Source organism: Serratia sp. CY40230, from assembly GCF_052168835.1.
Classification (GTDB): Bacteria; Pseudomonadota; Gammaproteobacteria; order Enterobacterales; family Enterobacteriaceae; genus Serratia; species Serratia nematodiphila.
This window is the reverse complement of record NZ_JBJNLX010000011.1, coordinates 16,672-25,757: the sequence shown is the minus strand read 5'-3', so window position 1 is coordinate 25,757 and position 9,086 is coordinate 16,672. Positions and strand designations below refer to the sequence as shown.

The 9,086-nt window shown below is 50.7% G+C and carries 19 protein-coding genes and 1 pseudogene; all 20 read left to right on the top strand.

Annotated features, from left to right (window positions below; translation table 11 throughout):
- A pseudogene (gene tuf, locus ACJ8IJ_RS23810) lies at positions 1-156 on the top strand (elongation factor Tu); the annotation flags it as partial.
- 131 nt (positions 157-287) lie between these two features.
- Positions 288-482, top strand: a complete 195-nt coding sequence (gene bfd / locus ACJ8IJ_RS23805; protein ID WP_015379266.1) for a bacterioferritin-associated ferredoxin — start codon at positions 288-290, stop codon at positions 480-482.
- A gap of 73 nt (positions 483-555) precedes the next feature.
- On the top strand, positions 556-1,035 hold the full coding sequence (gene bfr, locus ACJ8IJ_RS23800; protein WP_004929784.1) for a bacterioferritin: 480 nt from the start codon (positions 556-558) through the stop codon (positions 1,033-1,035).
- 378 nt (positions 1,036-1,413) lie between these two features.
- Positions 1,414-1,725, top strand: coding sequence for a 30S ribosomal protein S10 (gene rpsJ / locus ACJ8IJ_RS23795; protein ID WP_001181005.1), 312 nt, complete (start codon positions 1,414-1,416; stop codon positions 1,723-1,725).
- 32 nt (positions 1,726-1,757) lie between these two features.
- Positions 1,758-2,387: a 50S ribosomal protein L3 gene (gene rplC / locus ACJ8IJ_RS23790; RefSeq protein ID WP_015379265.1), complete on the top strand. Its 630-nt coding sequence runs from the start codon at positions 1,758-1,760 to the stop codon at positions 2,385-2,387.
- Between the two features lie 10 nt (positions 2,388-2,397).
- Complete coding sequence (gene rplD / locus ACJ8IJ_RS23785) at positions 2,398-3,003, top strand: 50S ribosomal protein L4 (protein WP_004929779.1); 606 nt, start codon at positions 2,398-2,400, stop codon at positions 3,001-3,003.
- Entirely contained in the window at positions 3,000-3,302 is a 303-nt protein-coding gene (gene rplW / locus ACJ8IJ_RS23780) for a 50S ribosomal protein L23 (protein WP_004951179.1), read from the top strand. The genes rplD and rplW overlap by 4 nt, the downstream gene beginning before the upstream one ends.
- A gap of 18 nt (positions 3,303-3,320) precedes the next feature.
- Complete coding sequence (rplB, locus tag ACJ8IJ_RS23775; RefSeq protein WP_004929775.1) at positions 3,321-4,145, top strand: 50S ribosomal protein L2; 825 nt, start codon at positions 3,321-3,323, stop codon at positions 4,143-4,145.
- A 14-nt stretch (positions 4,146-4,159) separates the two neighbouring features.
- Positions 4,160-4,438, top strand: coding sequence for a 30S ribosomal protein S19 (gene rpsS / locus ACJ8IJ_RS23770; protein ID WP_004929772.1), 279 nt, complete (start codon positions 4,160-4,162; stop codon positions 4,436-4,438).
- A gap of 14 nt (positions 4,439-4,452) precedes the next feature.
- A complete protein-coding gene (gene rplV / locus ACJ8IJ_RS23765) occupies positions 4,453-4,785 on the top strand; it encodes a 50S ribosomal protein L22 (protein ID WP_002223844.1) in 333 nt (110 codons plus the stop codon).
- Positions 4,786-4,802: 17 nt separating this feature from the next.
- Positions 4,803-5,501, top strand: a complete 699-nt coding sequence (gene rpsC / locus ACJ8IJ_RS23760) for a 30S ribosomal protein S3 (protein ID WP_004929766.1) — start codon at positions 4,803-4,805, stop codon at positions 5,499-5,501.
- A gap of 12 nt (positions 5,502-5,513) precedes the next feature.
- Complete coding sequence (gene rplP / locus ACJ8IJ_RS23755; protein ID WP_004929764.1) at positions 5,514-5,924, top strand: 50S ribosomal protein L16; 411 nt, start codon at positions 5,514-5,516, stop codon at positions 5,922-5,924.
- Positions 5,924-6,115, top strand: a complete 192-nt coding sequence (gene rpmC / locus ACJ8IJ_RS23750; protein ID WP_004929762.1) for a 50S ribosomal protein L29 — start codon at positions 5,924-5,926, stop codon at positions 6,113-6,115. The genes rplP and rpmC overlap by 1 nt, the downstream gene beginning before the upstream one ends.
- Positions 6,116-6,370, top strand: coding sequence for a 30S ribosomal protein S17 (rpsQ, locus tag ACJ8IJ_RS23745; RefSeq protein ID WP_004929760.1), 255 nt, complete (start codon positions 6,116-6,118; stop codon positions 6,368-6,370).
- A gap of 172 nt (positions 6,371-6,542) precedes the next feature.
- The gene (gene rplN, locus ACJ8IJ_RS23740) at positions 6,543-6,914 is read left to right on the top strand and encodes a 50S ribosomal protein L14 (protein ID WP_000613954.1); all 372 of its coding nucleotides are present in this window, start codon (positions 6,543-6,545) and stop codon (positions 6,912-6,914) included.
- 9 nt (positions 6,915-6,923) lie between these two features.
- Complete coding sequence (rplX, locus tag ACJ8IJ_RS23735; protein ID WP_004929758.1) at positions 6,924-7,238, top strand: 50S ribosomal protein L24; 315 nt, start codon at positions 6,924-6,926, stop codon at positions 7,236-7,238.
- Between the two features lie 14 nt (positions 7,239-7,252).
- A complete protein-coding gene (rplE, locus tag ACJ8IJ_RS23730) occupies positions 7,253-7,792 on the top strand; it encodes a 50S ribosomal protein L5 (RefSeq protein WP_004929756.1) in 540 nt (179 codons plus the stop codon).
- 13 nt (positions 7,793-7,805) lie between these two features.
- A complete protein-coding gene (rpsN, locus tag ACJ8IJ_RS23725; RefSeq protein WP_004929754.1) occupies positions 7,806-8,111 on the top strand; it encodes a 30S ribosomal protein S14 in 306 nt (101 codons plus the stop codon).
- Positions 8,112-8,141: 30 nt separating this feature from the next.
- Positions 8,142-8,534 (top strand): 30S ribosomal protein S8, encoded by a 393-nt coding sequence (rpsH, locus tag ACJ8IJ_RS23720; protein WP_004929753.1) that lies wholly within the window; start codon positions 8,142-8,144, stop codon positions 8,532-8,534.
- Positions 8,535-8,548: 14 nt separating this feature from the next.
- Complete coding sequence (gene rplF / locus ACJ8IJ_RS23715; protein ID WP_004929751.1) at positions 8,549-9,082, top strand: 50S ribosomal protein L6; 534 nt, start codon at positions 8,549-8,551, stop codon at positions 9,080-9,082.
- Positions 9,083-9,086: the final 4 nt, after the last annotated feature.

The window sequence follows — 9,086 nt, the reverse complement described above, 5'->3', positions numbered from 1 at the left end:
CTGCCAGAAGGCGTAGAGATGGTAATGCCAGGCGACAACGTGAACATGGTTGTAACCCTGATTCACCCAATCGCGATGGACGACGGTCTGCGTTTCGCAATCCGTGAAGGCGGCCGTACTGTAGGCGCTGGTGTTGTTGCTAAAGTTATCGCTTAATCGCGAATAATTTTTCGACACAAAAAAGGGCACTTCGGTGCCCTTTTTTTATGCAATTTGTATAAATCTTAATTGAAATAAAAACCATTCCCATTTAGACTCAATGCATTGGTTAAGAAGTGAGTCTCTCTATGTATGTATGTCTGTGTAATGCGGTGACTGACAAAGCGATCCGTAATGCGGTGCGTCAGCACAACCCCCATACCATGAAGCAGCTGCGTGAACTTGTGCCGATTGGTACCGATTGTGGAAAGTGCATTCGTCAGGCAAGACAGATTATGGTGGAGGAACGCGGAACTATCATCCCAATGCATGAAGTTGCCTAACAAAGGGTAAGGTTATTTTTGACTCTTGGCTTACAGGTTCTACACTTTTAGAACTGGCCAGGAGGAGTTACCTATGAAAGGCGATAAAAAGATCATTGCTCACCTCAACAAGCTGCTCGGCAACGAGCTGGTTGCCATCAATCAATATTTCCTGCACGCCCGCATGTTCAAGAATTGGGGTTTAATGCGCCTTAACGACAAGGAATACCACGAGTCGATCGACGAAATGAAACATGCCGATCGCTACATCGAGCGCATCCTGTTCCTGGAAGGAATACCTAATCTGCAAGACCTCGGTAAGCTGAACATCGGCGAAGACATTGAAGAGATGCTGCGTTCCGATCTGGCGCTGGAATTGGCGGGCGCCAAGAACCTGCGCGAAGGTATCGCCTACGCCGACTCGATTCACGATTATGTCAGCCGTGATTTGATGATCGACATTCTGGCCGATGAAGAAGAGCATATCGACTGGCTGGAAACCGAGCTGGATCTGATCGCTCGCCTCGGCATTCAAAACTATGCCCAGGCCCAGATTTTAGAGCGCAAAGAGTAAGCCTGCCTTCCGTTCGCCATCGCCTCTCCTGCCGGCGACCGTTTTTACGGTGGGGCAGGGGAGCCGCCCGCTAAGCATAATTCATACCTTGATCGCCACCTTCATCCCGTGATCGTCGCTGAACGCGCAAAAATGACGATTTCCTGAGCATATTTCCAACTGCGGCTTGCTTCCTGGGCCATTTTGCGTATAATGCGCGGGCTTACCTAATCTTGGTAAGCCTGATTTTAGCGAATCAGTCGATTGGCAGGCCTTTTTTGCCTTTCGAACAATACTCCCGATATGGGGGTTATATGTTGACGATTACACTCCCCCATCAATCGAAATGGGTGTGAGGAGTAATTATTTACGTTTATAAATAATTGGAGCTCTGGTCTCATGCAGAACCAAAGAATCCGTATCCGCCTGAAAGCGTTTGATCATCGTCTGATCGATCAATCAACCGCGGAAATCGTCGAGACTGCAAAGCGCACTGGTGCGCAAGTCCGTGGTCCGATCCCGCTGCCAACTCGCAAAGAGCGCTTTACCGTTCTGATCTCTCCGCACGTCAACAAAGACGCGCGCGATCAGTACGAGATTCGCACTCACAAGCGTCTGGTTGACATCGTTGAGCCAACCGAGAAAACCGTTGATGCTCTGATGCGTCTGGATCTGGCTGCCGGTGTAGACGTGCAGATCAGCCTGGGTTAATCAGGTCATTGAGCGATTGAGAGGTTGAAACAATGATTGGTTTAGTCGGTAAAAAAGTGGGTATGACCCGTATCTTCACTGAAGATGGCGTTTCTATCCCAGTAACCGTAATTGAAATTGAAGCGAACCGCGTGACTCAGGTTAAAAGCCTGGACACCGACGGTTACCGTGCCGTTCAGGTTACCACTGGTAGCAAAAAAGCTAACCGTGTAACCAAGCCGGAAGCGGGCCATTTCGCTAAAGCTGGCGTTGAAGCTGGCCGTGGTCTGTGGGAATTCCGCCTGGAAGAAGGTCAAGAATTCGCTGCAGGTCAGGAAATTAGCGTAGAAATCTTCGCTGACGTTAAAAAAGTCGATGTTACCGGTACTTCTAAAGGTAAAGGTTTTGCTGGCACTGTTAAGCGCTGGAACTTCCGTACCCAAGACGCTACCCACGGTAACTCCTTGTCTCACCGCGTTCCGGGTTCTATCGGTCAGAACCAGACTCCGGGCAAAGTGTTCAAAGGCAAGAAAATGGCTGGCCACCTGGGTGATGAGCGCGTAACCGTTCAAAGCCTGGACGTAGTACGTGTTGACGCTGAGCGCAACCTGCTGCTGGTTAAGGGTGCTGTACCGGGCGCAACCGGTGGCAACCTGATCGTTAAACCAGCTGTGAAGGCGTAAGGGGATAGCAATGGAATTAGTATTGAAAGACGCGCAAAGCGCGCTGACTGTTTCCGAAACTACCTTCGGTCGTGATTTCAACGAAGCGCTGGTACACCAGGTTGTTGTTGCTTATGCAGCAGGTGCCCGTCAAGGTACTCGTGCTCAGAAGACCCGTGCTGAAGTAACTGGTTCCGGCAAAAAGCCATGGCGTCAGAAAGGCACCGGCCGTGCGCGTTCAGGTTCTGTAAAGAGCCCGATCTGGCGTTCAGGCGGCGTGACCTTTGCTGCTAAGCCACAGGACCACAGTCAGAAAGTAAACAAAAAGATGTACCGCGGCGCGCTGAAAAGCATCCTGTCCGAACTGGTACGTCAAGATCGTCTGATCGTTGTCGAGAAGTTCTCTGTAGAAGCGCCTAAAACTAAGCTGCTGGCACAGAAACTGAAAGATATGGCTCTGGAAGACGTGCTGATCGTGACCGGTGAACTGGATGAGAATCTGTTCCTGGCAGCTCGCAACCTGTACAAGGTTGACGTGCGCGATGTAGCAGGTATCGATCCGGTTAGCCTGATCGCCTTCGACAAAGTGGTTATGACTGCTGATGCTGTGAAGCAAGTTGAGGAGATGCTGGCATGATCCGTGAAGAACGTTTGCTGAAAGTGCTGCGTGCACCGCACGTATCTGAAAAAGCATCCGCTGCGATGGAAAAAAGCAACACCATCGTTCTCAAAGTTGCCAAAGACGCGACCAAAGCAGAAATCAAAGCTGCAGTGCAGAAACTGTTTGAAGTCGAAGTCGAAGACGTGAACACCCTGGTAGTTAAAGGGAAAGTGAAACGTCACGGTCAGCGTGTTGGTCGTCGTAGCGACTGGAAAAAAGCTTACGTCACCCTGAAAGAAGGCCAGAATCTGGACTTCATCGGCGGCGCAGAGTAAGTCGGAGGAGTAAGAACAATGGCAATTGTTAAATGTAAACCTACATCTCCGGGTCGTCGCCACGTTGTTAAAGTGGTTAACCCTGAGCTGCACAAGGGTAAACCTTATGCCCCGCTGCTGGAAAAACTGAGCAAAAGCGGTGGTCGTAACAACAATGGCCGTATCACCACCCGTCATATCGGTGGTGGCCACAAGCAACACTATCGTCTGGTTGACTTCAAGCGCAACAAAGACGGTATCCCTGCTGTGGTTGAGCGTCTGGAGTACGATCCGAACCGTTCCGCGAACATCGCGCTGGTTCTGTACAAAGACGGCGAACGCCGTTACATCCTGGCGCCGAAAGGCCTGAAAGCTGGTGACCAGATTCAATCTGGCGTTGATGCTGCAATCAAAGCGGGTAACACCCTGCCGATGCGCAACATTCCAGTTGGTTCAACGGTTCACAACGTAGAAATGAAACCAGGTAAAGGCGGCCAGATGGCTCGCTCCGCTGGCGCCTACGTTCAGATCGTTGCTCGTGATGGTTCCTACGTAACTCTGCGTCTGCGCTCCGGCGAAATGCGTAAAGTTCCAGCTGATTGCCGCGCCACCCTGGGTGAAGTCGGTAACGCTGAACACATGCTTCGCGTTCTGGGTAAAGCAGGTGCTGCACGTTGGCGTGGTGTTCGTCCTACCGTTCGCGGTACGGCGATGAACCCGGTAGATCACCCGCACGGTGGTGGTGAAGGTCGTAACTTTGGTAAGCACCCGGTAACTCCGTGGGGCGTTCAGACCAAAGGTAAGAAGACCCGTAGCAACAAGCGTACTGATAAGTTCATCGTACGTCGCCGTAGCAAAAAATAATTAGAGGATAAGCCATGCCACGTTCTCTCAAGAAAGGTCCTTTTATTGACCTGCACTTGCTGAAGAAGGTAGAGAAAGCGGTGGAAAGCGGTGACAAGAAGCCTTTGCGCACTTGGTCCCGTCGTTCAACGATCTTTCCTAACATGATCGGTTTGACCATCGCTGTCCATAATGGTCGTCAGCACGTACCAGTGTTCGTTTCCGATGAAATGGTCGGTCACAAACTGGGTGAATTCGCGCCGACTCGTACTTATCGCGGCCATGCGGCTGATAAAAAAGCTAAAAAGCGCTAAGGTAGGAGGAAGAGATGGAAACTATCGCTAAACATCGCCACGCTCGTTCTTCTGCTCAGAAGGTTCGCCTTGTTGCTGACCTGATTCGCGGTAAGAAAGTGTCGCAAGCTCTGGAAACTCTGACCTACACCAACAAGAAAGCTGCTGGTCTGGTTAAGAAAGTGCTGGAGTCTGCCATTGCTAACGCAGAACACAACGATGGCGCTGACATCGATGATCTGAAAGTTACGAAAATCTTCGTAGACGAAGGCCCAAGCATGAAGCGCATTATGCCGCGTGCAAAAGGTCGTGCAGATCGCATCCTGAAGCGCACCAGCCACATTACTGTGGTTGTGTCCGATCGCTGAGACTCTGGAGACTAGCAATGGGTCAGAAAGTACATCCTAATGGTATTCGCCTGGGTATTGTCAAACCTTGGAACTCTACTTGGTATGCGAATACCAAAGAATTCGCTGACAACCTGGACAGCGACTTTAAAGTTCGTCAATTCCTGACTAAGGAACTGTCGAAAGCTTCCGTTTCTCGCATCGTTATCGAGCGTCCTGCGAAGAGCATCCGTGTGACCATTCACACTGCTCGCCCAGGCATCGTTATCGGCAAGAAAGGTGAAGACGTCGAAAAACTGCGCAAGGTCGTAGCGGACATCGCTGGCGTTCCTGCACAGATCAACATCGCCGAAGTCCGTAAACCGGAACTCGACGCTAAATTGGTTGCTGACAGCATCACTTCTCAGCTGGAACGTCGCGTTATGTTCCGTCGTGCTATGAAGCGTGCAGTACAGAACGCAATGCGTCTTGGCGCTAAAGGTATCAAAGTTGAAGTAAGCGGCCGTCTTGGCGGCGCTGAAATCGCACGTACCGAATGGTACCGCGAAGGTCGTGTTCCATTGCACACTCTGCGTGCGGACATCGACTACAACACATCTGAAGCGCACACCACTTATGGTGTAATCGGCGTTAAGGTATGGATCTTCAAAGGTGAGATCCTGGGTGGTATGGCTGCAGTTGAACAACCGGAACCGGCTGCTCAACCTAAAAAGCAGCAGCGTAAAGGCCGCAAGTAAGGAGAGTCGCTGATGTTACAACCAAAGCGTACAAAATTCCGTAAGGTGCACAAGGGCCGCAACCGTGGTCTGGCGCAAGGTACGGATGTTAGCTTCGGCACTTTCGGTCTGAAAGCTGTTGGCCGTGGCCGTCTGACTGCTCGTCAAATCGAAGCAGCTCGTCGTGCAATGACTCGTGCAGTTAAGCGTCAAGGCAAGATCTGGATCCGTGTATTCCCGGACAAACCGATCACCGAGAAGCCGCTGGAAGTGCGTATGGGTAAAGGTAAGGGTAACGTGGAGTATTGGGTTGCCCTGATCCAGCCTGGTAAGGTCCTGTACGAAATGGACGGCGTGCCAGAAGAGGTTGCCCGCGAGGCATTCAAACTGGCAGCAGCGAAACTGCCGATCAAAACCACCTTTGTAACTAAGACGGTGATGTAATGAAAGCACAAGAGCTGCGTGAAAAAAGCGTTGAAGAGCTGAATGCCGAGCTGCTCAACCTGCTGCGTGAGCAATTCAACTTGCGCATGCAGGCGGCCAGTGGCCAGCTGCAACAAACTCACCTGTTGAAACAAGTGCGTCGTGACGTCGCACGCGTTAAGACTTTACTGACTCAAAAGGCGGGTGTGTAAATGACTGAAGTTATCCGTACCCTGCAGGGTCGTGTTGTTAGCGATAAAATGGAGAAATCCATCGTTGTTGCTATCGAGCGTACTGTGAAGCACCCAATCTACGGGAAATTCATCAAACGTACGACCAAGCTGCACGTACATGACGAGAACAACGAATGTGGTACCGGCGACGTGGTGGAAATCCGCGAATGCCGCCCACTGTCCAAGACCAAGTCCTGGACGTTGGTTCGCGTTGTAGAGAAAGCGATTCTGTAATAGAGTAGCTGGCTCTCACTTAATAAACGGCTCAGAAAATGAGCCGTTTATTTTTTCTACCCATACCAAGTAAGCGGTGTTATAATGCTGCGCCCTCGGTTATGGGGCTTTTCAACGGCCTAATTTTTACTTGGGTCTTTAAAGTAGTAGTTGACATTAGCGGAGCACTAAAATGATCCAAGAACAGACTATGCTGAACGTCGCCGACAACTCCGGTGCACGTCGCGTAATGTGTATCAAGGTTCTAGGTGGCTCGCACCGTCGCTACGCAGGCGTCGGCGACATCATCAAAATTACCATCAAGGAAGCAATTCCTCGCGGTAAGGTGAAGAAAGGCGATGTTCTGAAGGCGGTAGTGGTGCGCACCAAGAAGGGTGTACGTCGCCCGGACGGTTCTGTCATTCGCTTCGATGGCAATGCATGCGTTATTTTGAACAATAACAGCGAGCAGCCAATCGGTACGCGTATTTTTGGGCCGGTAACTCGTGAACTGCGTAATGAGAAGTTCATGAAAATTATCTCTCTGGCACCAGAAGTACTCTAAGGAGCGAACATGGCAGCGAAGATCCGTCGTGATGACGAAGTTATCGTGATTACCGGGAAAGACAAAGGTAAGCGCGGTAAAGTAAAAAATGTCCTGTCTGCTGGCAAGGTCATTGTTGAAGGCATCAACCTGGTTAAGAAACACCAGAAGCCGGTTCCGGCTCTGAACCAACCAGGCGGCATTGTTGAGAAAGAAGCTGCAATTCAGGTTTCTAACATTGCTATCTTCAACGCGGCTACCGGCAAGGCTGACCGTGTAGGCTTTAGATTCGAAGACGGCAAAAAAGTCCGTTTCTTCAAGTCTAACAGCGAAACTATCAAGTAATTTGGAGTAATACGATGGCGAAACTGCATGATTACTACAAAGACGAGGTAGTCAAACAACTGATGTCTCAGTTTGATTACAACTCTGTCATGCAAGTCCCTCGGGTCGAGAAGATCACCCTGAACATGGGTGTTGGTGAAGCGATTGCTGACAAGAAACTGCTGGATAACGCCGCAGCGGACCTGGCAGCCATCTCCGGTCAAAAACCGTTGATCACCAAAGCCCGCAAATCTGTTGCAGGCTTCAAAATCCGTCAGGGCTATCCGATCGGCTGTAAAGTAACTCTGCGTGGCGAACGCATGTGGGAGTTCTTTGAGCGTCTGATCTCCATTGCTGTTCCACGTATCCGTGACTTCCGTGGCCTGTCCGCCAAGTCATTCGATGGCCGTGGCAACTACAGCATGGGCGTGCGTGAGCAAATCATCTTCCCAGAAATCGACTACGACAAAGTCGATCGCGTTCGTGGTTTGGATATTACCATTACCACTACTGCGAAATCTGATGATGAAGGCCGCGCGCTGCTGGCTGCTTTTAACTTCCCGTTCCGCAAGTAAGGCAGGGTTACTGATGGCTAAGCAATCAATGAAAGCACGCGAAGTCAAGCGCGTGAAATTAGCTGACAAGTTCTTTGCAAAACGCGCTGAACTGAAAGCTATTATCTCTGATGTGAACGCATCCGATGAAGATCGTTGGAATGCCGTTCTCAAGCTGCAAACTCTGCCGCGTGATTCCAGCCCGTCTCGTCAGCGTAAACGCTGCCGCCAAACTGGCCGTCCACATGGTTATGTGGGCAAATTCGGGTTGAGCCGTATTAAGCTTCGTGAAGCCGCTATGCGCGGTGAAGTACCAGGCTTGAAAAAGGCTAGCTGGTAATTACCAATTGAATCACGGGAGTAAAGACAGATGAGCATGCAAGATCCGATCGCGGATATGCTGACCCGTATCCGTAACGGTCAAGCCGCGAACAAAGTTGCGGTCACCATGCCTTCCTCCAAGCTGAAAGTGGCAATTGCCAACGTGCTGAAGGAAGAAGGTTTTATTGAAGATTTCAAAATCGAAGGCGACGCCAAGCCTGTTCTGGAACTGGTACTGAAGTACTTCCAGGGCAAAGCTGTGGTAGAAAGCATTCAACGTATCAGCCGTCCAGGTCTGCGCATCTACAAGAAGAAAGATGAGCTGCCAAAAGTTATGGCCGGTTTGGGTATCGCTGTTGTTTCTACCTCTAAAGGTGTTATGACCGATCGTGCAGCTCGCCAGGCTGGTCTTGGTGGCGAGATTATCTGCTACGTAGCTTAATTCGGGAGGAAAGAATGTCTCGTGTTGCAAAAGCACCCGTCGTCATTCCTGCCGGCGTAGAGGTAAAACTCAACGGTCAGGTTATTTCGATTAAGGGTAAAAACGGCGAGTTGACTCGTACTATCCACGACGCCGTTGAAGTGAAGCAAGAAGCTAACGCACTGACTTTCGCTCCGCGCGAAGGTTTTGCTAACGCATGGGCCCAAGCGGGTACCACGCGCGCTCTGCTGAACGCAATGGTTGTTGGTGTTACCGAAGGCTTCACCAAGAAGCTTCAACTGGTAGGTGTTGGTTATCGTGCTGCCGTTAAAGGCAACGTGGTGAATTTGGCCCTGGGCTTCTCTCACCCTATCGATCACCAGCTGCCGGCAGGTATCACTGCTGAATGCCCAAGCCAAACTGAAATCGTGCTGAAAGGCGCTGATAAGCAGGTAATTGGCCAGGTAGCAGCAGATCTGCGCGCTTACCGTCGTCCTGAGCCTTACAAAGGCAAGGGTGTTCGTTACGCCGACGAAGTCGTGCGTACCAAAGAGGCTAAGAAGAAGTAAGGTA